The 25,902-nt window shown below is 72.6% G+C and carries 9 protein-coding genes; 1 reads left to right on the forward strand and 8 read right to left on the reverse strand.

What is annotated here, in order from left to right; translation table 11 throughout:
- The 7 genes from ABD329_RS33340 to ABD329_RS33370 all read right to left on the reverse strand — a co-directional run.
- Positions 1 to 1,805 (reverse strand): type I polyketide synthase (locus tag ABD329_RS33340; RefSeq protein ID WP_344317346.1); only part of this gene is annotated, 1,805 nt, incomplete at its 3' end.
- Positions 1,805 to 15,232 (reverse strand): type I polyketide synthase, encoded by a 13,428-nt coding sequence (locus ABD329_RS33345; RefSeq protein WP_344317347.1) that lies wholly within the window; start codon positions 15,230 to 15,232, stop codon positions 1,805 to 1,807. The genes ABD329_RS33340 and ABD329_RS33345, both read right to left, overlap by 1 nt.
- 137 nt (positions 15,233 to 15,369) lie before the next feature.
- Positions 15,370 to 16,344 (reverse strand): dTDP-glucose 4,6-dehydratase, encoded by a 975-nt coding sequence (rfbB, locus tag ABD329_RS33350; protein ID WP_198278697.1) that lies wholly within the window; start codon positions 16,342 to 16,344, stop codon positions 15,370 to 15,372.
- Positions 16,345 to 16,357: 13 nt separating this feature from the next.
- Entirely contained in the window at positions 16,358 to 17,230 is an 873-nt protein-coding gene (rfbA, locus tag ABD329_RS33355; protein ID WP_198278698.1) for a glucose-1-phosphate thymidylyltransferase RfbA, read from the reverse strand.
- Between the two features lie 135 nt (positions 17,231 to 17,365).
- The gene (locus tag ABD329_RS33360) at positions 17,366 to 20,242 is read right to left on the reverse strand and encodes a helix-turn-helix transcriptional regulator (RefSeq protein ID WP_198278699.1); all 2,877 of its coding nucleotides are present in this window, start codon (positions 20,240 to 20,242) and stop codon (positions 17,366 to 17,368) included.
- A gap of 553 nt (positions 20,243 to 20,795) precedes the next feature.
- Positions 20,796 to 22,511 (reverse strand): 3-hydroxyacyl-CoA dehydrogenase family protein, encoded by a 1,716-nt coding sequence (locus ABD329_RS33365; protein ID WP_344317348.1) that lies wholly within the window; start codon positions 22,509 to 22,511, stop codon positions 20,796 to 20,798.
- A 79-nt stretch (positions 22,512 to 22,590) separates the two neighbouring features.
- Entirely contained in the window at positions 22,591 to 23,631 is a 1,041-nt protein-coding gene (locus tag ABD329_RS33370) for a 3-oxoacyl-ACP synthase III family protein (protein WP_198279959.1), read from the reverse strand.
- Between the two features lie 296 nt (positions 23,632 to 23,927).
- Between ABD329_RS33370 and ABD329_RS33375 the strand changes: the two genes are divergently transcribed.
- Positions 23,928 to 25,373: a lipase maturation factor family protein gene (locus tag ABD329_RS33375; RefSeq protein WP_198279961.1), complete on the forward strand. Its 1,446-nt coding sequence runs from the start codon at positions 23,928 to 23,930 to the stop codon at positions 25,371 to 25,373.
- Between the two features lie 114 nt (positions 25,374 to 25,487).
- Here the strand turns inward: ABD329_RS33375 and ABD329_RS33380 are convergent, their stop codons facing one another.
- Positions 25,488 to 25,808 carry a hypothetical protein gene (locus ABD329_RS33380; protein ID WP_198279958.1) on the reverse strand — a complete coding sequence of 107 codons (321 nt, stop codon included), beginning with the start codon at positions 25,806 to 25,808 and terminating at the stop codon, positions 25,488 to 25,490.
- Positions 25,809 to 25,902: the final 94 nt, after the last annotated feature.

The raw sequence follows: 25,902 nt of genomic DNA on the forward strand, positions 1-25,902 counted from the left end.
CGACCCGCGAACACCGGCGACGACTCCAGCAACTCCACCGCCATCCCCACCCACTGCGACCCCTGCCCCGGAAACACGAACACCGGACGGGCATCGGGCACCGCCGCGCCCTCGCCGCACACCACCCCCGCGGACACCCCGCCGGAGGCCAACGCCTCGAGGTTGCCCAGCAGTTGGGTGCGGTCCGCGCCCACCACCGCGGCGCGGTATTCGAAGGCCGACCGTCCGGTGGCGAGCGAGTGGCCGACATCGGCCGGGGACGTCTCGGGGCGCTCGTTCAGATGCGCCAGCAGCCGCTCCGCCTGTGCCCGCAGGGCCGCTTCGCTCCTGCCGGAGAGCGCCCAGGGGACGGCGGAGCCGCCGAGCGCGGTCCCGTCCAGGGCGGGGGCGCCTTCTTCGCCGTCCTCCCCCTCGGCCGGGGCCTGTTCGAGGATGACATGGGCGTTGGTGCCGCTCACGCCGAACGCGGACACCCCGGCACGGCGCGGACGGCCACGCTCCGGCCACTCCCGCGCCTCGGTCAGCAACTCGACCGCGCCCGACGACCAGTTGACGGCCGGGGACGCCTGCTCGACATGGAGTGTCTTCGGCAGCGTGCCGTGGCGCAGCGCCATCACCGTCTTGATGACCCCGCCGACCCCGGCCGCCGCCTGAGTGTGGCCGATGTTGGACTTGAGCGAGCCGAGCCACAGCGGATGGCCGGAGGTGCGGCCCTTGCCGTACGTGGCGAGCAGCGCGCCCGCCTCGATCGGGTCGCCGAGCGCGGTGCCCGTGCCATGGGCCTCGACGGCGTCGATGTCGTCCACCGTGAGCCCGGCGGCCGTCAGCGCCGCCTCGATGACCCGGCGCTGGGCCGGGCCGTTGGGCGCGGCGAGGCCGTTGCTGGCACCGTCCTGGTTCATGGCGCTGGAGCGCAGCACGGCGAGGACCGGGTGGCCGTTGCGGCGGGCGTCGGACAGCCGCTCCAGCAGGACCATGCCCGCACCCTCGCCCCAGCCGGTGCCGTCGGCGCCCGCGGCGAAGGACTTGCAACGGCCGTTGGCGGCCAGTCCGCGCTGATGGCTGAACTCGACGAAGACACCCGGGGTGGCCATGACCGCCACCCCTCCGGCCAGCGCCAGCGAGCATTCGCCGCGGCGCAGTGCCTGGGCCGCCAGATGCATGGTCACCAGCGACGACGAGCACGCGGTGTCCAGGGTGATGGCCGGTCCCTCGAGGCCGAGGGTGTAGGAGATCCGGCCGGAGGCCACGCTGGAGACGTTGCCGATCAGCAGATGGCCCTCGACGCTCCGCGGGGCGTACTGCGGGTCCCCGCCGTACTGGAACGAGGCGAGCCCCACATAGACCCCGGCCCTGGTGCCCTTCAGCGAGAGCGGGTCGATGCCCGCGCGCTCGATCGCCTCCCAGGACACCTCCAGCAGCAGCCGCTGCTGTGGGTCCATGGCCAGCGCCTCGCGCGGGGAGATCCCGAAGAAGGCCGGGTCGAACTGGTCGGCGTCGTGGACGAAGCCGCCTTCGCGGGTGTTGCAGGTGCCGGACCGGCCCGGGTCGGGGTCGTAGAGCCCATCGGTGTCCCAGCCCCGGTTGGCGGGGAACTCCGAGATCGCGTCGCGGCCCTCGGCCACCAGCCGCCACAGGTCCTCCGGCGAGCGGACACCGCCGGGGAAGCGGCAGCCCATCGAGACGATGGCGATCGGCTCCCGCTCGTCGGCCTCGATCCGCTCCAGCCGGTCACGGGCCTGCTTGAGGTCGGAGGAGACCCGCTTGAGGTAGGTGAGGAGTTTCTCTTCGTTCTCGTTCGCCATCAGGAAGCCCCGAATTCGTTGTCGATGAAGTCGAAGACCTCGTCGGCGGTAGCGGAGAGGAGGCCGGTGTCGGGGGACGGCCCGCCGGTGTGTTCCCCGGGCGTGCCGCCCAACTTCGCCATGAGGTCGTTCAGACGCCCCGCCAGCCGCTCCCGCACCCCGTCCTCGGCCATCAGCTCCGGCAGCGCGGACTCCCACCGGTCCAGGTCGTCGAAGAGGGTGCGCGCGTCCGCCGGGCGGGCCGACGGCAGCTCGCCGCGCAGGTACTCGGCCAGTGGCGCGGGCGCCGGATAGTCGAAGACGAGGGTGGCGGGCAGGTCGAGTCCGGTGACCGCGGCCAGCCGGTTGCGCAGTTCGACCGCGGTGAGCGAGTCGAATCCCAGCTCCTTGAACGGGCGGCCGCCGGCGACCGCGTCGGACGAGGAGTGGCCGAGCACGGCCGCCGCCTGGGCGTGTACCAGGTCCCGCAGGGCCCGGTCCAGGCCCTCGCCCGTCAGGCCCGCGAGGCTCGCCAGGAAGGTGTCCGCCACGTCGTCAGGCCCGGTGGTGTCGGGGGCCGCGGTGGTGGCGAGGGCGTCGCGCACCTCCGGCAGCTCGCCGATCAGCGGCCGGGGGCGTGCGGCGGTGAAGCCGGGGACGAAGCGGTCCCAGCGCACATCGGCGAGGACGAGGGAGGTTTCGCCGGTGTGCAGCGCCTCGCTCAGCGCGGCCACGGCCAACTCCGGTGCCATCGCGGGCAGTCCACGGCGGCTGAGGTGCTCCGCCACCTCACCGTGCTCGATCATGCCGTGGTCGGCCCAGGGCCCCCAGGCCACGGAGGTGGCGGGGAGGCCGCGTGCCTCGCGGTGCTCGGCGAGGGCGTCCAGATGGGCGTTGGCGGCCGCGTAGGCGCTCTGGCCGCCGCTCCCCCAGGTGGCGGCGATGGACGAGAAGAGCACGAACGCCTCGAGGTGGTCCTGGTCCAGCAACGCGTCCAGATGGGCGGCGCCCAGCACCTTGCCGTCGGCCATCTCCGCGAAGTCGGCCACCGTACTGTCGGCGAGCTGGGAGAACTCCACGACGCCCGCCGCGTGGAAGACGGCGTGCACCGGGTCGCCCCCGGTGGTGATCCGGCGCAGCAGCGCCGCCACCTCGTCGCGGTCGCGGACGTCGCACGCCGCCACCGTCACCCGGACTCCGCCCTCGCCCAGCGCGATCAGCTCGTCGCGCAGTCCGGCGGCGCCGGGCGCCGCCATGCCACGGCGGCTGGTGAGCACGAGGTGTTCGGCGCCGGAGCGGGCCAGCCAGCGGGCGACCTGGGCGCCGAGCCCGCCGGTGCCGCCGGTGATCAGCACGGTGCCGTGCGGCTTCCAGCTCTCCCGGCCCGGTGTGCGCAGCGGCGCCCGGACCAGCCGCCGGACGAACACCCCGGCGTCGCGGAGGGCGAGTTGGTCCTCCGGGCCGCTGTCGCCGGCGATGCCGGAGAGCGCGGCGCACAGCCGGTCCGCCGTCCGCTCGTCGAGGCCCCCGGGGAGGTCGATCAGACCGCCCCACCGCTGCGGGTGCTCCAGGGCCACGACCCGGCCGAGGCCCCAGGTGGCGGCCTGTGCGGGGCTGTCGAGCGGATCGGATCCGCTCACCGATACGGCGCCGGTGGTGGCGAGCCACAGCGGGGCGGCGATCCCCGCGTCGCCCAGCGACTGGATCAGCCCGACGTTGCGGGCCAGACCGGTGCTGAGCGCGGGGTGTTCGGGGTGCGGGCCGTCGTCGAGGGCGAGCAGCGAGAGCACACCGGCCGGTGTGCCGCCGGTGTCCGCCTCGTGGCGCAGCCGCGCGGCGAGCGCGTCACGGCCGGTCGTGGCCGTGGTGAGGGGCACGACGCGCGCCCCGCGCCGGTCGAGGGCGGCCGCCACGGCGGCGGCCAGCGCACCGTCCGCCCCGCCCTCCGGCACGGCCACCCACCAGGTGCCGGACAGCGGCGCCGTACGCTCCTCGACGGCCACCGGGGACCAGGTGACCCGGTAGCGCCAGGAGTCCACGGTGGCGCGGTCGCTCTGGCCCCGGCGCCAGGAGGAGAGCGCGGGCAGCAGGTCGCCGAGCCGCGCCTGCTGGTCGATCTCCAGGGTGGTGGTCAGCGCCTCCAGGTCCTCGCGCTCGACCGCCTCCCAGAAACGGGCCTCCACGGAGGACGCGTCCGTGGTGGCGGCGGCGGTCGGCGTTCCCGGTGTGGCGGGGTCGAACCAGTAGCGCTGCCGCTGGAAGGCGTACGTGGGCAGCTCCACCCGATGCGCACCGCGCCCGGCGAACACCGCCTCCCAGTCGATGTCTCCGCCGTGCGCGTGCACCTGGGCGACACCGGAGAGCAGCGCCTCGGTCTCGTCGCGGTCCTTGCGCAGCAGGGGTACGAACGCGGCCGGACCGGAGACGCACTCACGGCCCATGGCGGAGAGCACACCGGCCGGACCGAGCTCCACAAAGCGGGAGACGCCCTGGGCCTCGAGGAACCGTATGCCGTCCCCGAAGCGCACCGCCTGACGCACATGGCGCACCCAGTACTCCGGCGAGCACACCTCCTCGCCCGCCAACTCCCCCGTGACGTTGGAGACGATCGCCATGCGCGGTGCGGAGTAGCCGATCCGGCCCGCCACCTCGGCGAACTCGGCCAGCATCCCCTCCATCAGCGGAGAGTGGAACGCATGCGAGACGGTCAGCCGCTTGCTCTTGACCCCCACCGCGTCCGCCACCGCGAGCACCGCCGCCTCCTCACCGGAGATAACGGTCGCCGCCGGGCCGTTGACCGCCGCGACGCTCACCCGGTCCTCGTAACCGGCCAGACGCGGCAGCACCTCGGCCTCCGGCGCCTTCAGCGACACCATCGCACCGCCCTCGGGCAGCGCCTGCATCAACCGGCCGCGCGCCGCTACGAGTGCGGCGGCGTCCTCCAGCGAGAACACCCCCGCCACATGGGCGGCCGCGAGCTCCCCCACCGAATGCCCCACCAGGAAATCCGGCGCCAGACCCCACGACTCCACCAGCCGGAACAGCGCCACCTCCAGAGCGAACAGCCCGGTCTGGGTGAACACCGTCCGATCCAGCGCCTCGGCGTCCTCACCGAAGACCACCGCCCGCACCGAACCGTCCAGATGACGGTCCAGCTCCGCGCACACCGCGTCGAACGCCGCCGCGAACACCGGGAACGCTGCATACAACTCCCGACCCATACCGAGCCGTTGCGCGCCCTGACCAGTGAAGAGGAACGCCGTCCTGCCCTCGTCGTCGGCCACCGTGCCCGGGGTGACGCCCGTGGCGAGTTGCTCCAGCCCGCTCAACAGCTCCTTCCGGTCCCGGCCGACGACCGCCGCGCGGTGGCCGAAGGCGGACCGGGTCAGCGCCAGCGAGTAGCCCACGTCCACCGGATCCAGCTCCGGCCGCGCCGCCACATACGACCGCAGCCGCTCCGCCTGGGCCCGCAGCGCGCCCTCGGTACGGCCGGACACCGTCCACGGGACCACATCGGTGCGCACCGGCGGCTCCGACTCCGGCTCGGGTTCGGTGGCCGGGGCGGTGGGCGGCTCCTCCAGGATGAGGTGGGCGTTGGTGCCGCTGATGCCGAAGGCGGACACCCCGGCGCGCCGCACCCGCTCGCCCGCGGGCCACTCCCTGGCCTCGGTCAGCAGCTCGACGGCTCCGGCCGTCCAGTCCACGTGCGGGGTGGGCTCCTTGACGTGGAGGGTCCTGGGCAGCAGGCCGTGGCGCATCGCCATGACCATCTTGATGACGCCCGCGCCGCCGGCCGCGCCCTGGGTGTGGCCGATGTTGGACTTCAACGCGCCCAGCCTCAGCGGCCGTTCCGCCTCCCGGCCCTGGCCGTAGGTGGCGAGGATGGCCTGGGCCTCGATCGGATCGCCGAGGGTGGTGCCGGTGCCGTGCGCCTCGACGGCGTCCACCTCGGCGGCCGACAGTCCCGCGTTCGCCAGCGCCTGCCGGATCACCCGCTGCTGGGACGGGCCGTTGGGGGCGGTGAGGCCGTTGCTGGCGCCGTCCTGGTTGACGGCGGAGCCTCGCACCAGCGCCAGCACCTCGTGGCCGCCTGCCCGCGCGTCGGACAGCCGCTCCAGGAGCACCATGCTGACGCCCTCGCCCCAGCTGGTGCCGTCGGTGTCGGAGGAGAACGCCTTCGACCTGCCGTCGGGGGCGAGTCCGCGCTGCCTGCTGAACTCGATGAACAGGCTCGGCGTCGACATCATCGTCGTGCCGCCCGCCAGCGCCATCGAGCATTCGCCCTGGCGCAGCGCCTGCGCCGCCTGGTGGATGGCGACCAGGGAGGAGGAGCACGCGGTGTCGATGGTGAGCGCCGGGCCTTCCCAGCCGAGGGAGTAGGCGATGCGGCCGGAGACCACACTGGCGGCCTTGCCGGTCAGCAGATACCCCTCCATGTCCTCGGGGATCTCGCCCAGCCGCGAGGCGTAGTCCTGGCCGGTGGAGCCGATGAACACGCCCGCGGTGCTGCCCTTCGTGGAGTGCGGGTCGATCCCGGCGCGCTCCAGCGCCTCCCAGGAGGTCTCCAGCAGCAGCCGCTGCTGCGGGTCCATGGCCAGCGCCTCGCGCGGGGAGATCCCGAAGAACTCCGGGTCGAAGTCGTAGGCGTCGTAGAGGAAGCCGCCCTCCTTGGCGTAACTCCTGCCCGGCGTATCGGGGTTGGGGTCGTACAGCTCCTCGACGTTCCAGCCGCGGTCGGTCGGGAAGGGCGAGATCACATCGCGGCCGTCCGCCACCAGCTCCCACAGGTCCTCGGGGCCGCGGACCCCGCCGGGCAGTCGGCAGCTCATGGCCACGATGGCGATCGGATCGTCGTCGGCGGGTCGGACGGCGGCCACCACGGCCGCCACTTCCGCCTGCTCGCCCAGTGCCTCGCGCCGCAAGTGGTCCACCAGGACGGCGGGGGTCGGGTAGTCGAAGAGGAGGGTGGTCGGCAGCCGCAGCCCGGTGGCGGCGCCCAGCCGGTTGCGCAACTCGACGGCGGTCAGGGAGTCGAAGCCGACCTCGCGGAAGGCGCGGGTGGCCTCGATGTCGTCCGGGGCGGCGAGCCCCAGCACCCCCGCCGCGTGTTCCCGCACCAGGTCCAGCAGGAACGGGTCCCGGTCGGCCGTCGGCAGGGCGGCCAGCCGCCGCCCGAACGAGCTCTCGTCGCTCTCCGCGGCCCCGCCTCCGCCACCGGCCCGTACGACGCGGCGGACCGGCGTCCGGACCAGGCCGCGCAGATAGGCCGGTACGGCCTCCTGGCCGGGGGTGGCGGCGGCGCTCGCGGCGCGCTTGCGCAGATCGGCCAGGTCGAGCCGGACGGGCACGAGCGTGGCATCGCCCGCCTCCCGTGCCGCGTCGAAGAGTTCCATGCCCTCCGCGCTGGGCAGCGGGCGGATGCCGGAGCGCGCCATGCGCCGGACATCGGCGTCGTCCAGATGTCCGCTCATGCCGCTGCGCTGCTCCCACAGGCCCCAGGCGAGGGACTGGGCGGCCAGGCCGCGGGCCCCGCGGTGCTGGGCGAGGGAGTCCAGGAAGGCGTTGGCGGCGGCGTAGTTGGCCTGTCCGGCGTTGCCGATGGTGGCGACGACGGAGGAGTACAGGATGAACGCGGCCAGGTCGTGGTCCGCGGTCAGCTCGTGCAGATTCCACGCGGCGTCCACCTTGGGCCGCAATACGCGGTCGAGCCGCTCGGGGGTCAGCGCGTCCACGACGCCGTCGTCGAGCACACCCGCCGCGTGGACCACGGCCGTCAGTGGATGCGCGGCGGGTATCGCGCCGAGCAGCCCGGCGAGCGCCTCCCGGTCGGCGGCGTCGCAGGCGGCGACGGTGACGGTGGCGCCCAACCCGGCCAGTTCGGAGCGGAGTTCGCCCATACCGTCGGCCGCGGGCCCGCGCCGGCTGACCAGCAGCAGATGCCGTACGCCATGCTCGCCCACCAGATGGCGGGCGACGAGCCCACCGAGGGTGCCGGTGGCTCCGGTGATGAGAACGGTGCCCTCGGGGTCCAGCGGCCGGTGGCCCCCGACGGGCCCGGCGGCCCGGGGGACGGTGGTCTCAGCGACCTCGGTGGCGGCAACCCCGGTGGCGGCCTCGGTGGCGGCGGTCGCAGTGCCGGTGACACCGGCCCCCTTGGTGACGGCAGCCCTGGCGGCCCGGGGGGCGGCGGCCTCAGCAGCCCCAGTAGCCCAGGAGCCGGTGGCCCCGGCAGCTCCGGTGGCGGCGGCCCCGGCAACCCCGGTGGCGGCCTCGGTGGCGGCCTCGGTAGCCGAGGCAATCCTGGTGGCGGCCCCAGCGACCCCAGCGACTCCAGCAGCTCCGGTGGCTCCGGTGACTCCGGTGACTCCGGTGACTCCGGTGGCTCCGGTGGCGGTGGCCTCGGTGGCCCCCGTCCCCCGCGCCACCCGCCCCAGCCGGGGCACCCGCACCAGTCCCTCGCGTACCGCGCACTGGGGCTCACCGGACGCCATCGCGGCCGGGAGAGCGGCCGCCGACTCCGGATCGGGGTCGAGGTCGACGAGGACGAAGCGGCCGGGGTGTTCCGACTGGGCCGAGCGCACCAGGCCCCATACGGCGCCGTGGGCCACGTCCGGGACCTCTTCGCCGGGGGCGGCCGCGACCGCGCCGCGGGTGAGGAACACCAACCGGGAGGCGGCGAGGCGGTCATCGGAGATCCAGCGCTGGATCAGCGTCAGCGCTCGGTGGGTGGCCGCGTGGGCCGCCTCCGCCACATCGGCGTCGCCCTCCGCGACACACGGCACCAGCACCGCGTCCGGCGCGTCCGGCGCGTCCGCCGTCTCGTCGTAGGACACCGCGCCCACGGCCGCGGAGAGCCCCAGCGGGTCGTCGCCGAGCACCGCCCAGCTCGCCGGAGTCCCGGTCACGGTGGTGTCCGCGGCGGACACCGCGGGCCACTCCAGCCGGAACAGCGACGGGTGGAGGGCGGAGCGGCCGCCGATCGGTTCGGGCGTGTCCACCGCGCGCAGCACGAGCCGGTCCACCGAGGCCACCGGGGCGCCGCTCGGGTCCGCCGCGACGACCGCGTACGCATCGGGGCCCGTCGGCGTCAGCCGCACCCGCAGCGCCGTGGCGCCCGTGGCGTGCAGGGTGACACCGCTCCATACGGCGGCCAGCCGCGACCCGTCGCCGTCGCCCGGTGCTTCCACCGCGTCGAGCGCCGACTCCAGCAGCACCGGATGCAGTCCGTAGCGCCCGGCGTCGGCCTCCTCGGCCTCGGTCAGCCCGACCTCGACGTAGAGGTCCGCTCCGAGCCGCCAGGCCGCGACGGCGCCTCCCGCCACCTCCACCGCGGCGGCGTCGGCCGGTGGCCACGCGGCGAGGCCGATGTCGGCGGCCGGAGCGCCGGTGCCCAGAACCGCCGTCGCGTACCGCGTCCACGGCTCGTCCGCGTCGGCGCCCTCGGCGCGCGCGTGGACGCTGAGGTCCCGCGATCCCGCGCCGTCCGGGGCGCCGACGCGCACCTGGATCACCGCGGCGCCCTTCTCGGGCAGCACCAGCGGCGCGTCCAGGGACAGTTCCCCGATCCGGCCGCAGCCGACCTGGTCGCCCGCGCGGATCGCCAGTTCGGCGAGGGCGCTGCCGGGCAGCACGGCCGCGTCGGGACCGGTGCGCTCGGTGAGCCAGGGGTGGTCCTGGGCGGAGATCCGGCCGGTGAACAGGTGGTCGTCCGCGCCCGCCAGCGGGACCGCCGCGCCGAGCAGCGGATGCCCGGCCGCGTCGAGTCCGGCCGCCGCCACATCGCTCGCCGCGGCCGGCTTGTCAAGCCAGTACCGCTGCCGCTGGAACGGGTACGTCGGCAGCTCCAGGGCACGCTCACCGCGCCCCGGCGCGCCCCCGAACGCCGTGTCCCACGACGGCTCGACACCCTGGACGTACGCCTCGGCGAACGAGCCCACGAAGCGCTCCGGGTCGCCCTCGTCCCGGCGCAGCGTGCCGACGACGGTGGCGTTTCCGCCCGTGTCCTCGATGGTCTGCTGGAGCGACATGGCGAGCATGGGGTGCGGGGAGCATTCGATGAACGCCGTGTGGCCGTCGGCCAGCAGCGCCCGGGTGGCCCGCTCGAAGTCCACCGGCTCGCGCATGTTCCGGTACCAGTAGTCGGTGTCCAGTTCGGTGGTGTCCAGCGGTCCACCGGTCACCGTGGAGTAGTACGCGATCCGCGAGGCGCGCGGCCGTACCCCCGCCACCTCGCGCAGCAGCCGCTCGCGCAACCCGTCGACCTGCGGGGAGTGTCCGGCGGTGTCCACGCCCGGCACCCGGCGGGACTTCACCCCGTCGGCGGCGAGCTCGGCCATGAAGGCGTCCAGGGCCTCCGGGTCGCCGGAGACGGTCACGGTGGCGGGGCTGTTGACGGCGGCGATGCCGAGCCGTTCGCTCCACGGCCGCAGCCGCTCCGCGACCGTCCCGGCCGACGCGAGCACCGAGAGCATGCCGCCCTTGCCGCTCAGCTCGGCCCATGCCTGGCTGCGCCGGGCCACCACCTTGGCGGCGTCCTGGAGCGACAGCCCTCCGGCCACGTACGCGGCGGCGATCTCGCCCTGCGAGTGGCCGACCACCGCGGCCGGTTCGACGCCGTGACCGCGCCACAGCGCCGCCAGCGACACCATCACCGCGAACAGCGCGGGCTGCACCACGTCGATACGGGACAGCGACGGCGCGCCCGGCTCACCGCGCAGCACATCGCGCAACGACCAGTCCAGGAACGGCTCCAGGGCGTCGGCGCACTCCTCCAGCCGCTCCGCGAAGACCGGCGAGGCGTCCCACAGCGGAAGCGCCATCCCGATCCACTGCGAGCCCTGCCCGGGGAAGACGAACACGGTCTTCCGCCGGCCGCCCGCCGTGCCCTGGACCACATGGGGCGCCGGGGTGCCCTGCGCGAGCGCGCCGAGGCCGTCCAGGAGCCGCTCCCGGTCCCGGCCGAGGACCACCGCCCGGTGGCCGAAGGCCGTGCGGGTGGTGGCGAGGGCGTGGCCGAGGGCGGCGAGGTCGGTGCCGGGGTGGTCGGCCAGATGGTCCCGCAGCTGCTCGGCCCGGGTGCGCAGGGCCTGTTCGGTGCGCCCGGACAGCACCCAGGGCAGCACGGGCAGCCCCGGGGCCGCCGGGCGCGGCTCGTCGTGGCCGGCGGCCGGTTCGGCCGGGGCCTGCTCCAGGATGGCGTGTGCGTTGGTGCCGCTGATGCCGAAGGACGACACGCCGGCGCGGCGCGGCCGCCCGGTCTCCGGCTCCGGCCACGGCCGGGCCTCGGTCAGCAGCTCCACGGCCCCGGACGACCAGTCCACATGCGGCGACGGCTCGTGTACGTGCAGCGTCTGGGGCAGCACGCCGTGGCGCAGCGCCAGCACCATCTTGATGACCCCGGCCACGCCCGCCGCCGCCTGGGGGTGGCCGACGTTGGACTTCAGCGAGCCGAGCCACAGCGGCCGGTCCGCGGCGCGGTCCTGGCCGTACGTGGCCAGCAGCGCGCCCGCCTCGATCGGGTCGCCGAGCGAGGTGCCGGTGCCGTGTGCCTCGACCGCGTCCACATCGGCGGCGCCCAGCCCGGCGTCGGCCAGCGCCTGCCGGATGACCCGCTGCTGGGCCGGGCCGCTCGGGGCGGTGAGGCCGTTGCTCGCGCCGTCCTGGTTGGTGGCGGAGCCACGGACCAGCGCCAGCACCTGGTGGCCGTTGCGCCGCGCGTCCGACAGCCGCTCCAGCAGCACCATGCCCACGCCCTCGCCCCAGCCGGTGCCGTTGGCGTCGGACGAGAACGCCTTGCAGCGGCCGTCGGGCGACAGCGCCTTCTGACGGCTCAGCTCCACGAAGATCCCGGGGCTGGACATCACGGTGGCGCCGCCGGCCAGCGCCAGCGAGCACTCGCCCTGGCGCAGCGACCGCACGGCCATGTGCAGGGCCACCAGCGAGGACGAGCAGGCCGTGTCGACGGTGACCGCCGGACCCTCGAGACCCCAGGTGTAGGCGATCCGGCCGGAGGCGACGCTGGTGGTGCCACCGGTCAGCAGATAGCCCTCGAACCCCTCCGACGCCTCGTCCATCCGCGGCCCGTAGTCCTGCGGCATGGCGCCGACGAAGACGCCCGCGTCGCTGCCCTTGAGCGTGGTGGGGTCGATCCCGGCGCGCTCGAAAGCCTCCCACGCGGTCTCCATCAGCAGCCGCTGCTGGGGGTCCATCGCCTGGGCCTCGCGGGGGCTGATGCCGAAGAAGGCCGGGTCGAACTGGTCGGCCTCGTAGAGGAATCCGCCCTCGCGCACATAGCTGGTGCCGTGGCGGGCCGGGTCCGGGTCGTAGAGCCCGTCCAGGTCCCAGCCCCGGTTGGCGGGGAAGCCGGCGATGGCGTCCCGGCCCTCGCTGACCAGCTCCCACAGTTGCTCGGGGGTGCGCACTCCGCCGGGGAGGCGGCAGCTCATCGCCACGATGGCGATCGGGTCGTCGTGGTCGGTGGTGACGGTCCGGGTGGCGGCCGGACGAGGGGCCGCCGCCGGGGAGCCCACCACCACCTCCCGTAGGTGGCGGGAGAGGGCCAGCGGGGTGGGGTGGTCGAAGAGGACGGTCCCGGCGAGCCGCGTTCCGGTGGCGGTGCCGAGGAGGTTGCACAGCTCGACGGACATCAGCGAGTCGAAGCCGAGGTCCTTGAAGATCTTCTCGGGGTCGACGGCGTCGGGTCCCGGGGAGCCCAGCACCCAGGCGGTGTGCGTACGGACCAGCTCAAGCGCCACGCGCTCGCGCTCGGCGGCGTCGGTCAGGGCCCCGAACTCCTCGCGCCAGGAGAGGGGTTCATCGGTGGCGGCGTCCTCGGTGCCGGGGAGGTCGGTGTCCAGCCAGTAGCGCTGCCGCTGGAAGGCGTACGTGGGCAGCTCCACCCGATGCGCACCGCGCCCGGCGAACACCGCCTCCCAGTCGACCTCGCCACCGTGCGCGTGTACCTGGGCGACCCCGGAGAGCAGCGCCTCGGTCTCGTCGCGGTCCTTGCGCAGCAGGGGTACGAACGCGGCCGGACCGGAGACGCATTCCCGGCCCATGGCGGAGAGCACACCGGCGGGGCCGAGCTCCACAAAGCGGGAGACGCCCTGGGCCTCGAGGAACCGTATGCCGTCCCCGAAGCGCACCGCCTGACGCACATGGCGCACCCAGTACTCCGGCGAGCACACCTCCTCGCCCGCCAACTCCCCCGTGAGGTTCGAGACGATCGCCATGCGCGGTGCGGAGTAGCCGATCCGGCCCGCCACCTCGGCGAACTCGGCCAGCATCCCCTCCATCAGCGGAGAGTGAAAGGCATGCGAGACGGTCAGCCGCTTGCTCTTGACCCCCACCGCGTCCGCCACCGCGAGCACCGCCGCCTCCTCACCGGAGATAACGGTCGCCGCCGGGCCGTTGACCGCCGCGACGCTCACCCGGTCCTCGTAACCGGCCAGACGCGGCAGCACCTCGGCCTCCGGCGCCTTCAGCGACACCATCGCACCGCCCTCGGGCAGCGCCTGCATCAACCGGCCGCGCGCCGCTACGAGTGCGGCGGCGTCCTCCAGCGAGAACACCCCCGCCACATGGGCGGCCGCGAGCTCCCCCACCGAATGCCCCACCAGGAAATCCGGCGCCAGACCCCACGACTCCACCAGCCGGAACAGCGCCACCTCCAGAGCGAACAGCCCGGTCTGGGTGAACACCGTCCGATCCAGCGCCTCGGCGTCCTCACCGAAGACCACCGCCCGCACCGAACCGTCCAGATGACGGTCCAGCTCCGCGCACACCGCGTCGAACGCCGCCGCGAACACCGGGAACGCGGCGCACAACTCCCGCCCCATGCCGAGCCGTTGGGCGCCCTGACCGGTGAACAGGAACGCCGTACCGCCGCTGCCCGCCACCGCGCCCGGGACCACGCCCGCGGCGAGCTGGTCAAGGCCGTTCAGCAGCTCCTCACGGTCCCGGCCGACGACCGCCGCGCGGTGGCCGAAGGCGGACCGGGTCAGCGCCAGCGAGTAGCCCACGTCCACCGGATCCAGCTCCGGCCGCGCCGCCACATACGACCGCAGCCGCCGCGCCTGGGCCCGCAGCGCCGCCTCACCGCGGGCCGAGAGCACCCACGGCACCGTGTCGAGGGCCGTCGGGCGTTCCGTGGCCGGGGCCTCGGCGGGTGCCTCCTCCAGCACCATGTGCACATTGGTGCCACCCATGCCGAACGAGCTGACGCCCGCGAGCCGTGGGGCGTCCGTCTCCGGGCCCCAGTCGTCGAGGGCGGTCTGGACCGTCAGGCCCAGGGTGTCCAGGGGGATCGCGGGGTTCGGCGTCTCGTGGTTGAGGCTCGGGAACAGCTCGCGGTGGGCGAGCGAGAGCACCGTCTTGATGAGACCGGTGATCCCGGCCGCGCCTTCGAGGTGGCCCACGTTCGTCTTGACGGAGCCGACCCGCAGCGGCGCGCCGTCCGCCCGGCCCGCGCCGAGGACCGCGCCCAGCGCCGCGGCCTCGACCGGGTCGCCGACCTTGGTGCCGGTGCCGTGCAGTTCGACGTACTGGACCCGGGCGGGGTCGACCCCGGCGCGCTCGTAGGCGGCGCGCAGCATGGCCTCCTGACCGTGGGCCGCGGGGGTGGTGAGGCTGTCGCCGCCGCCGTCGTTGTTGGCGTCGGAGCCTCGGATCACACACAGCACCGGGTCGCCGTCGCGCAGCGCGTCCGGGAGCCGCTTGAGCACGACGAGGCCGCCGCCTTCGCCGCGCACATAGCCGTTGGCGCGGGCGTCGAAGGTGAAGGAGCGGCCGTCCGGGGAGAGGGCGCCGAAGCGGGAGGCGGCGATGAAGCCGTCGGGGGCGAGGTTGAGCTGGACGCCGCCCGCGACGGCGGTCTCGGTCTCGCCGCGCCGCAGGCTCTCGCAGGCCAGGTGCACGGCGGCCAGGGACGAGGACTGCCCGGTGTCCACGGCCACGCTCGGGCCGCGCAGTCCGAGGGCGTAGGAGACCCGGTTGGCGATGATGCCGCGGTTCAGCCCGGTGAGGGTGTGCTGGGTGATGGCGGCCGGTTCGCCGCGGTGGACCAGGGCCGCGTAGTCGTCGGCGATGGCGCCGATGAAGACGCCGGTGCGGCTCCCCTCGAGTCGCGCCGGGACGAGTCCGGCGTTTTCCAGGGCCTCCCAGCACAGTTCCAGCGCGAGCCGCTGCTGGGGGTCCATCGCCCGTGCCTCTCGGGGTGAAATCCCGAAGAACTCCGGATCGAACTCGGCTGCCCTTTCCACGAACCCGCCGAATCGAATACCGGCCTCCCGGAGCTCATCGGCGTACCGGTCCGCCGGGATCTCCGTGACGGCGCTCTCTCCATTGCGCAGCAACTGCCGGAACTCATCCGGGGTCGATGCGCCCGGCACGCGACATGCCATACCGACGACCGCGATGTGCCCGTCACGCACCAGGGAGTTCTCCGACATCACGACCTCAGACTCTTCTCTCAGTTGAGATTACGACGCGACTGGACTGACCATGATCCGGAAGTCGACGGTATGGGGCGGGAGTCGACTCAACCACCCCTAACCGCATCCACCCCTAACCCTTGGCGTAGGGGTGGTCACATCTTCTTGAGCGGTTCCCACCAACCGCGGTGTGTCATGTACCACTTGGCGGTTTCCGCGAGGCCGTGTCCGAACGACATCTCGGGGCGGTAGCCGAGTTCGGCGGAGATTTTCGCGATGTCCACCGAGTAACGGCGGTCATGGCCCTTGCGGTCGGGCACCCGCTCGATCAGGGACCGGTCGACGCCAAGCAGTTCGAGCAGCTGTTCCGTGAGTTCCAGATTGGTCAGTTCGGTGCCGCCGCCGATGTTGTAGACCTCTCCCGGGCGGCCGTTCTCGGCGACCAGGGCGATACCGCGGCAGTGGTCGTCCACGTGCAGCCAGTCCCGGACATTCCCGCCGTCGCCGTAGAGCGGCACGGGTTTGCCGTCCATGAGGTTGGTGACGAAGAGCGGTATGACCTTCTCGGGGTGCTGGTACGGGCCGTAGTTGTTGGAGCAACGGGTCACGCAGACGGGCAGTCCGTGGGTGCGGTGGAAGGCCCGGGCCAGCAGATCCGAGGACGCCTTGGATGCGGAATACGGCGAGTTCGGCTCCAGTGGTTCCTCCTCGCTCCAGGAGCCGCTTTCGATGGAACCGTAGACCTCGTCCGTGGAGACATGGACGAACTTTCCGACCTCCGCGTTCGCGGCCGCGTTGAGGAGGGTGTGGGTGCCCAGGACATTGGTGCGCACGAATTCCTCGGCGCCGGATATCGAGCGGTCGACATGCGATTCCGCGGCGAAGTGGACCACCAGATCGGTGTTCCGCAGCAGCTCGCCGACGAGCTCGCCGTCGCAGATGTCACCGCGGACGAAGCGCAGCCGGGGACTGTCCGCGACCTCGGCCAGGTTGGCCTCGTTGCCCGCGTAGGTGAGCTTGTCGACCACCACGACCTGGGCGTCCGCCCAGGCCGCGTACGCCCCTGCCAGGGTCTGCCGGACGAAGTGGGAGCCGATGAAGCCCGCACCGCCGGTCACAACTATGCGCACTGGAGACAACCCTTCAGCGGTTATTGGCCGCGATATCCATCAGATATTGTCCGTAGTCCGTCTTGCTAAGCTCCGCACCGAGCTCATAACAGGCGGCGGCGTCGATGAACCCCATGCGGAAGGCTATCTCCTCGAGACAGGCGATCCGCACGCCCTGGCGCTGCTCCAGCAGCTGCACATACTGGCCCGCCTGGAGCAGTGAGTCATGGGTTCCGGTGTCCAGCCAGGCGAATCCGCGGCCGAGCCCCACCAGTCTGGCCTTTCCGCGTTCCAGATAGACGCGGTTGACGTCGGTGATCTCCAGTTCGCCGCGTGCGGAGGGTTGTACGTTCTTGGCGATGTCCACGACGTCGTTGTCGTAGAGATACAGACCGGTGATCGCCAGATTGGATTTGGGGGCGGCCGGCTTCTCCTCGAGGGAGATCAGCCGGCCCTGCTCATCCATTTCCCCTACACCGTAGCGCTCGGGGTCCTTGACTCCGTAGCCGAAGAGCACACAGCCGTCGACATGGCTTGCCTCATGGTGCAGCATCTTCGAGAAGCCGGGCCCGTGGAAGATATTGTCGCCGAGTACCAGCGCCACCGGGTCATCGCCGATGAACTCGGCTCCGATGATGAATGCCTCGGCGATTCCATTGGCCTCGGGCTGCTCGGCGTACTCGATCGAAAGACCCAGCCGGCCGCCGTCGCCGAGAAGCGCGCGGAACAGCTCCACATGGAGCGGGGTCGAGATGATCTGGATTTCCCGGACGCCGCCGAGCATGAGCACCGAGAGCGGGTAATAGATCATCGGTTTGTTGTAGACGGGAAGGATCTGCTTCGACACCGCATGTGTCAAAGGATGCAGTCGGGTACCGCTTCCTCCGGCGAGGACTATGCCCTTCATGCGGCCAGAAGCTATCAACGCGGCCGACCCGCGCTCCAGGTCTGTGGCGGCGATAGGGGGGTAATCAGGGGTGGGCATGGAACAGGGGTGGCCGCGTGTGGCCACCCCTTCCGCGGGACATCACCCCGTCGTCGCTCAGGCGATTTCGTCCACCTGGGCGCGGAGCGCGGTCGGCAGCTGCTGCCGGCTCCTGATATTCAGCTTGCGGTACACCCGCGTCAAATGCTGTTCCACCGTGCTGATGGTGATGAACAGGCTGGCGGCTATTTCCCGGTTCGTATAACCGTCCACCGCCAGGGCGGCCACCCGGGCCTCGGATTCGCTGAGCTTGCCGCCCAGGGGCGGCGGCACCGCCGGTTTCGGGCCGAGCGGTCCGGACACCGGCCGCACCACCGGCCGTGGATCGCGGGCCTCCAGACCGGAGTCGAGACGGATCCGGGCGCACAGTTCCTCGGCGCCGCACTCCTTGGCCATCCGCCAGGCCCGGCCCATGATGGCGTCGGCCCGCCCCAGCTCGCCGGATCCGCGCAGCGTACGTCCCAGATCGTTCAGCGCCCGGGCCAGTTCCAAGCGGTCGCCGGAGCACTGCAACTCCTCGACGGCCTGGCCGAGCAGCCGGGACCGGTTCTCGATGTCGCCCGCCGCGGCCAGTAACCGCAGGGAGACGCCACGGACCCGGGAGTCCCCCGCGCCGTTCCTGGCCAGCTGCTCGGAGACCAGGTTGGCGGCCTTCTCCCGGTCGCCGAGCTCCAGCCATGCCTCGGCGGCGTCCGAGCGCCAGGGCAGCAGCGCCGGCTGGTCGAGCTCCCACAGCTGGGCGAGCCGGCCGGCCATGAGAAATTCGCCGAGCGCCGCGTTGATGCGGTTGGTGGCCAGGTAGTAGCGGCCGCGGGCGCGGGTGTAGCCCAGTCCGTAGATGCTCTTGAACAGCGCCTCGGGGACCGGGCGGCTCAGATGCCGCGCCGCCGCGTCATGCTTGCCCATCTCCGTGTACGCCAGGATCTGGCTGGCCAGGGGGCCGCCGATGAAGACGCTTCCATCGCGGCCGGGCACGATCTCCAGGGCGGTGGTCGCATAGGCCGCCGACTCCACCAGATTGCCCTGCCGCAGGGCGATTTCGGCGCGGATCGAGGCGAAGATGGCCCGCCAGCCCGGCGCCCGGCGCCGCTCCGCCTCCTCCATCAGCGCGTCGCACCACGGCGCCGCCTTGTCCGGGCGGCCCGCGTACACCAGCGCGTTCACCGAGTTGACGATGGGCTCGAAGGTGGCGTCGGTGAGCGGCGAGACATCGAGCACCTTCTCCGCCGCGGCCACCGGCGACTCCTCGCTCCCCCCACGGCCGAAGAAGCCGCTGAACGCCGCCGTGATCGTCGACAGCGCGGAGGGTCTGCGGGATCTGAGCTGCGCACGGACGGCGCCGCCGTCCTCACTCTGGCGGGCCGTGGCCCCGGGGGCCCGGTCCTGCGCACCCGACTCCTGGGCCCAGCGGGCGGTCAGCCGGAACTGGGACATCGAGGTGGGGCCCGCGTTGCTCATCACGGCGTTGAGCCGGCCGATGGCGCCGCGCGCCTCCTCGATCCGGCCGTGGGCGAGCAACAGCTCGATCAGCCTGCCGATATGGGAGGCGGGCAGCCGGTCGGCGTAGAGCGCGGCCAGCGGCTCCTCCAGCATCCGCTCGGACGCCGACGGGTTGAGCCGCCACATGATCCCGGCGGTGCCGATCCTGATACCGGCCCGCAGCTCCTCGTCCGCGCAGGCCGCGTACGCCAGCTCCAGGCAGGCCACCGCCAGTTTGGCGTCGTCCTCGGCGAGCGCCTGCTGCGCGGCGTCCCGCAGCAGCGGCACCGCCCAGGGCTCGTCGGCGGCCTGGGCGGCGAGCAGATGGCGGGCCACGGCGAGGGTCGCCCCGCCGCCCTGGTGCAGCAGGACGGCGGCGCGCCGGTTCATGTCCAGCCGGACCTCGGGGTCCATGTCCTCCAGCACCGCCGCCTCGACATACGGGTGACGGAAGGCCAGGCCGTCGACGAGGCCCGCCGCGTCCAGCGCGGCGACTCCGCGGCGGGTTCCGGCGGGGCCGATGCGCAGCAGCCGGCCGAGGAGTTCGAGGGAGGCGGACGCCCCGAGCACCGCGATGCCCTCGGCCAGCCGGGAGACGGTGCGCCCACTGCGGTAGACGCAGGTGAGCACGGCCTGGACGAACATGTCGCCCACCACGGGTTCCACTGCGCGGCTGCGCCGTGGGGGCGCCCCCGCGGTGCGGTAATCGTCTATCACCGCGCGTAGCAACAACGGATTACCGCCGCTCACCTCATACCAGGTGTAAGCCACATCGGTGGAATCCGGAAGTCCCAGACGAGTGGTGAGCAGATGTGCCGTCTCATCCCAGGACAGCCTTTCCAGCCGTAGCCGCTGGAAATTGGGCTGGCGCAGCAGTTCGGTATTGAAGACGGCGTCTTGTCGTTCGCTGTCCGTCGCCTGTGCGAACACCATCAGGAGTTTGGCGGAGCGCGAACGGGTCGCGAGGTACAGCAGGTACTGAAGTGACGCCGCGTCGACGAGCTGGAGTTCGTCGACGCAGATCACCACCGATTCGCGGGAGGCGAGTTCATGGAGTGCGGCGCGGAACTCCCGGGCCCCCTGGACATGCGTGGGGTTCGCGCCGACGGGGTCGTCACCTGGGGTTTCCCGGGGCGGTGCGGCGTCGAGGGCGCCATGGTCGAGTGCCCGGCGCAGATGGTCGGCGGTCGCCATGGGCAGCCGCGGCGAGTCCAGAAGCTGGCGGAGTGTGCCGAGCGGGGCCCGGTCGGCCGAGCTTCCGTACGCCTTGAGGACGAGGGCTCCGGCCTTCGCCGCGTGGGCCGTGACGGCTTCGAGCGTATGGGTCTTGCCACAACCGACCGCGCCCTCGACGAGTACGATGCCCGCCTCCCCGGACAGACATCTGGAAAAAGCCCGCCGAAGTCTCTCGAATTGCGCGTCGAATTGTCTGGCTCTGGCCGATGAAAACACCATTGCTCGCACCCCCGAATGCGACGCGAAGCACTGCTCACGGCAGTCCGAACGCCTCCCAGCAAGCTATACGCCCACCGGTCACGCCACCATCGCCGCACGTAAAATCATCGTTAACGAATTACCAATTCTGAGCGGACTGCCCGACGATCGACAAAAGCGATGCGAGCGGGCCCCCTACCTGGGGCAACACATCGCAGCCGAAGTGCACCGACACCCTGACAACCTGCGCCACCCCCCGTTCACGTGGGCATTTGTTCGGAAGGGCCAGCATACACGAGACCCCCTAGCCGTACCCGGGTAAGCTCTCGACATCCTTGACTCCGACACTAAGTGGTCATGCACAGAGGGCCCCGGGGGCCCTTTCGAACATTTATTTGCCCGTTTTGATCGCCAATGCGGTTCTTATGTCTGTTGCCACTGGTAACCGCAAGCGATTCGCCGGGAATTCTCATGCCATAAAGCGGACAGCGGGTCGGCATACCTATTCCCGCGCCGATGAATTCCCGAGCCATACACCTCGGCGTTGGACTATTCCAATGGCATCTGCGCACCCTCAGCCGTGGAGGTGCAGCCCCCTCCCGCCCTTGCGGCCCAGATGACCCGCCCCGACCAGCCGCCGGAGATGGCGCGCCGGGGTCAGGGCCGGATCCCGGAAGGTGGCGTGCAGAGTGCGCTGGATGGCGAGCGAGACATCCAGCCCGATCACGTCCAGCAGCCGCAGCGGGCCCATCGGATAGCCCTGCCCGGCCGCCATCACCGTGTCGATGTCATCGGCGGTGGCCCAGCCCTCCTCGAGCATCGTCACCGCGCTGTTCAGATAGGGGAAGAGCAGGGCGTTGACGATGAAACCGGCCCGGTCCGGGCAGTCCACCGCGCGCTTGCCGAGCGCCGCGGCCACCGCGTGCGCCGTGCCGAGCGCCTCCTTGGAGGTCAGCACGGTGTGCACCACCTCGACCAGCCGCATCACCGGAGCGGGGTTGAAGAAGTGCATCCCGATGACGTCCTCGGGCCGCCGCGTCGCCATCGCGCACTCGATGACGGGCAGGCTGGAGGTGGACGTGGCGAGCACCGCGCCCGGTGCGCACACCCGGTCCAGATCGGCGAAGACGGCCCGCTTGACGTCGATGTCCTCCGCCACGGCCTCGACCACCAGATCGCAGGCGCCGAGGGCCTGGAGTTCACTGCCCGCGGTCAGCCTGCCCATGGCCTCGGTGAGCAGTTCGGGCGCCAGCTTGCCGCGCCGCACCCCGCGCTCCAGCGAGCGCTCCACCGCGGCCGTGGCCTCCTTCGCGCGCATCTCGCTCCGGGCCACCAGCACCGTCGGATAGCCGGAGCGCGCGCACACCTCCGCGATCCCGACGGCCATCGTGCCCGAGCCCACCACCCCGATCCGCCGCACCGCACGGGCCGGTACGGGCTCGCCCAGGCCGTCCGTCCCCCCGCCCCGCGCCGCGCCGCCCGCCCCGTACTCGTAGAAGCCGCGGCCCGCCTTCACCCCGAGCAGACCCGCGGTCACCATATGGGCCAGGGTGGGCGCGGGCGCGTACCGCGGATCGCCGGTGCGCTCGTACAGCGCCTCCAGGGAGTCCCGCGCGGTGTCCAGACCGATGGCGTCCAGCTGGGCCAGCGGCCCCATCGGCAGTCCGCAGCCGAGGGTCATGGCGGTGTCGATGCTGTCGCGGGAGGCGTAGCGCCGCTCGTACATGGCCACCGCGTTGTTGAGGTACGCCATGGTGAGCGCGCCCCCGACGAAGCCCGGCCGGTCGGCCACCCGCACCGGGATCCGGCCCAGGTCGCGCATGAGTTCCCGGACGTCGGCCAGGACCGCGTCCGCGGTGAGCGGGGTGCCCACCACCTCCACCGCCGGCTGCTCGCGGTCCGGGCCCACCGGGAAGAGGTGCAGCCCCACCGTGCGGTCGGTCCGCCCGGAGCCGACGGCGATCTCGGTCACCGGGAGGCCGGTGGTCGTGGTGGCGAACACCGTCTCCGGCGGGCAGTCGGCGTGGGCGCGGGCGAGCAGCCCGAGCTTGGTCGCCAGCCGTTCGGGGACCGCCTCGACCACCAGATCGGCCCGGGCCGCGGCCGCCGGGTCGGTGGTGAACTCTACGGCGGGTCCCGGCGCGGCCACCTCCGCCCGGCCGCGCCGCAGGGCCGGTTCGTCCCGCTCCACGGCGATCACCCGCCGGCCGCCGCGGACCAGGGCGTCCACGAGGTGACGGCCGGTGGTGCCGAGCCCGAACACCGCGACGGTGGGGAAGCGCTGTGCCATGCCGATGAGTCCTTTCGCTGGCTGGGACCTTGGGTTGGGCACGGACCGCGGTGGCCTGCTGCCACCTGACCCGGGTTGGTCACGGACTGCGGTGGCCGTCCTGCCATGTGAGCAGCGCGGCGCCGAGCGACATCCCGCCGCCGAATCCGGCCAGCAGCAGCAACTCGCCGTCGCCGAACACGCCCTGCCGCCGGGCGTCGTCGAGCGCCAGCGGGATGGAGGCGGCGCTGGTGTTGCCGTGCTCGGCCACCGTCAGATGGGTGCGCGCCCGCGGCAGTCCGAGGTCCGGAAGCGCCTTGGCCAGCAGCACGCCATTGGCCTGATGGGGGATGAAGTGGTCCACGCTCGCGGGGTCCGTGCGGTGCGCGGCCAGCAGGCGTCCGATCGCGCGCGGCAACTCGGCCAGGACGTATTCGCTGACCGCGCGGCCCCGCATCCGGAAGAAGTGGCCCCCGTCGGCGAGGGTCTTCTCCGACGCCGGGGCGCGGCTGCCACCCGCCGCCACCTCGATCAGCTCATGGAGCGCGCCGTCGCTGGTGAGCAGCGATCCGCCGAGGCCGTAGCCGGGACGGACGGGGCCGAGCACCACCGCCCCGGCCCCGTCGCCGAAGAGCACGGCGGTGCGCCGGTCGGTGCGGTCGATGATGCGGGAGTAGACATCGGCGCCGATCACCAGGGCGTACGGGGCGGGGGCGGCGGACCCGGCGGACAGCAGCCCGGCCGCCGTCACCAGGGCGAAGACAAAGCCGCTGCACACCGCGTTGAGGTCGAAGGCGGCCGCGCCGGTCGCGCCGATCCGGTGCTGCACCAGACAGGCGGTGGCGGGCTGGGGGTGATCGGGGGTCGAGGTGGCCACCACGACCCAGCCGAGCTGATCGGCGCCGATCCCGGCGTCCGCGAGGGCGGCGCCGGCGGCCGCCGCGGCCAGGTCTGAGGTGGCCTCGTGGTCGGCGGCGTAACGGCGGCGGTGGATCCCGGTCTTCGCCGAGATCCAGTCCGGGGTCACCCCCGCGCGCTCGGCCACCAGCTCGTTGGACACGGTCTCGGCGGGCAGATACGAGCCGGTGCCGAGGATCCCGATGGGCCGCCCGCCGGATGTCCGGACCGGCTGCTCGGTCATCTGGATCTCCCGGCCCGCGCGGCCACCGCCGCGGTCGCCGGTGCCATCGCTGTCATCGCTGTTCGGGGGGTGCGGCGGTGCTCGAGAAGAAGCATTGGGTGGTTCCCTCCGGATCCATGCCGGGCTTTGACGCTACGGACCGGGCACGGCACCGATAACCCCTAACCCATCACCCCCCTAGGCCCCCTACCGGATGAACCCGATCCGCCGTATGACCCGGCGGATGACGGGCACCCGTCGGAGGTGGTACCGGATACATGCAGGCCGAAGGCGCACCGGCCCAGGGAGCGGTCCCCATGGAGTGGTTCACCTCATCCGACTACTGGCTGAGCCGGCTGGTCTTCCAACGGGGTCTGGCCGCCATCTATCTGATCGCCTTTCTGGTGGCGGCCCGGCAGGGCCGGGCGCTGCTCGGCGAGCGGGGGCTGACGCCGGTGCCGCGCTTCCTGGACCGGGTGCCGTTCCGCCGCTCGCCCAGCCTCTTCCAGCTGCACTACTCCGACCGGTTCTTCGCCTGCTGCGCCTGGCTGGGGGCCGCGCTGTCGGCCGCGCTGCTGGTGGGGGCGGCGGACCGGGCGCCGCTCGCGGTCGCGATGGTGGCGTGGCTGGTGCTGTGGCTGCTCTATCTGTCGATCGTCAACGTGGGACAGGTGTGGTACGGCTTCGGCTGGGAGTCCCTGCTGCTGGAGTCGGGGTTCCTCGCCGTGTTCCTGGGCAATGAGCACACCGCGCCGCCCGTGCTCATCCTGTGGCTGACGCGTTGGCTGCTGTTCCGGGTGGAGTTCGGCGCCGGGCTGATCAAGATCCGTGGGGACCGCTGCTGGCGGGACCTGACCTGTCTGTACTACCACCACGAGACCCAGCCGATGCCGGGGCCGCTGAGCTGGTACTTCCACCATCTGCCGAAGCCGCTGCACCGGGTGGAGGTGGCGGCCAACCATGTGGCGCAGCTGATCGTGCCCGTGCTGCTGTTCACCCCGCAGCCGGTCGCGAGCGTGGCCGCGGGGATCGTCGTGGTCACCCAGCTGTGGCTGGTGGCCTCGGGGAACTTCGCCTGGCTCAACTGGCTGACCATCCTGCTGGCGCTCCCGGCGGTCGACGGGCGGCGGGCCGCCGAGGTGCTGGGGCTGCCGGGGCCACCGGACCTCGCCGCTCCCCCGGTCTGGTACGAGGCGGTGGTGCTGGCCGCCACCGTCCTGGTATTGGTGCTCAGCTACTGGCCGGCCCGCAATCTGCTGTCGGGCCGTCAGCTGATGAACTTCTCGTTCAATCCGCTGCACCTGGTCAACACCTACGGGGCGTTCGGCAGCGTCAACCGCAGCCGGCAGGAGGTGGTCATCCAGGGCACCGACGAGACGGTCCTCACCCCGGACACGGTCTGGCGGGACTATGAGTTCCGGGGCAAGCCGGGCGATGTGCGCCGGTTGCCGCGCCAGTACGCCCCGTACCATCTGCGGCTGGACTGGATGATGTGGTTCGCGGGGCTCTCACCGGGCTACGCCGGGTCCTGGTTCACCCCGCTGATCGGCAAGCTGCTGGTCAACGACCGGACGACGGTGAAGCTACTGCGGACCAATCCGTTCCCGGGGACGCCGCCCACCCATCTGCGGGCGCGGCTGTATCTCTACCGCTTCACCACCCGGGCGGAGCGGCGGGCCACCGGGGCCTGGTGGCACCGCACCCTGCTGAGCGAGTTCCTGCCGCCGGTCAGGCTGGAGGATCACGGCTCGTCACGGGCGTGACGCCGGGCGGGCCCGGGGCCCGGCGGGCGTCACGGTCGTGACACCGGGAGGCCCGGGGCCCGGCGGCTGTGTGGTCGGGCCCCGGGCCCCGCGGCTGTGGGGCGCGGTCCGGGCTCAGGCGGTGGCGCCCTTCGCGTTCGGGGTCTCGGCGCCGGGCGGGGGGTTGCGCAGCACGGCGTAGCCGACGCCGACGCCCAGCGCGATCGGCCATTCCAGGACTCCGGCGAGGCCCATCGCGCCGAGGCCGAGGTAGAGCGGCAGCCCACCCTTGGCGGGCAGCACCCGCCGTGCGGTCCTGATGGGCATCGTGGCGACGTTCGCCGTGGCCATGGCGGCACGGGGGACGGTGAAGGTCACCGTGCGGTCGCCGTTCTTCCTCGCGGACGTGCCCGTCTTCCGGGTGTCGGCCGTCTTGGATGTGGTCGCTGCGTTCACGCCTTCCTCCTACCGGACGCCCTTTTGATTACTTTATGACGGAATTAGGTAAGTATAGGCCGATCTTAGGTTCCGGCATATCAGGACCGAGGGG

This window comes from Streptomyces javensis (assembly GCF_039525925.1).
In the GTDB taxonomy this organism is placed as follows: Bacteria; Actinomycetota; Actinomycetes; order Streptomycetales; family Streptomycetaceae; genus Streptomyces; species Streptomyces asiaticus.

Bases quoted from the DNA above. Each gene is read 5' to 3' on its own strand.
- ABD329_RS33345 (WP_344317347.1), bottom strand. From the start codon at position 15,232: ATGTCGGAGAACTCCCTGGTGCGTGACGGGCACATCGCGGTCGTCGGT.
- rfbA (WP_198278698.1), bottom strand. From the start codon at position 17,230: ATGAAGGGCATAGTCCTCGCCGGAGGAAGCGGTACCCGACTGCATCCT.
- ABD329_RS33360 (WP_198278699.1), bottom strand. From the start codon at position 20,242: ATGGTGTTTTCATCGGCCAGAGCCAGACAATTCGACGCGCAATTCGAG.
- ABD329_RS33365 (WP_344317348.1), bottom strand. From the start codon at position 22,511: ATGGCACAGCGCTTCCCCACCGTCGCGGTGTTCGGGCTCGGCACCACC.
- ABD329_RS33370 (WP_198279959.1), bottom strand. From the start codon at position 23,631: ATGACCGAGCAGCCGGTCCGGACATCCGGCGGGCGGCCCATCGGGATC.
- ABD329_RS33375 (WP_198279961.1), top strand. From the start codon at position 23,928: ATGGAGTGGTTCACCTCATCCGACTACTGGCTGAGCCGGCTGGTCTTC.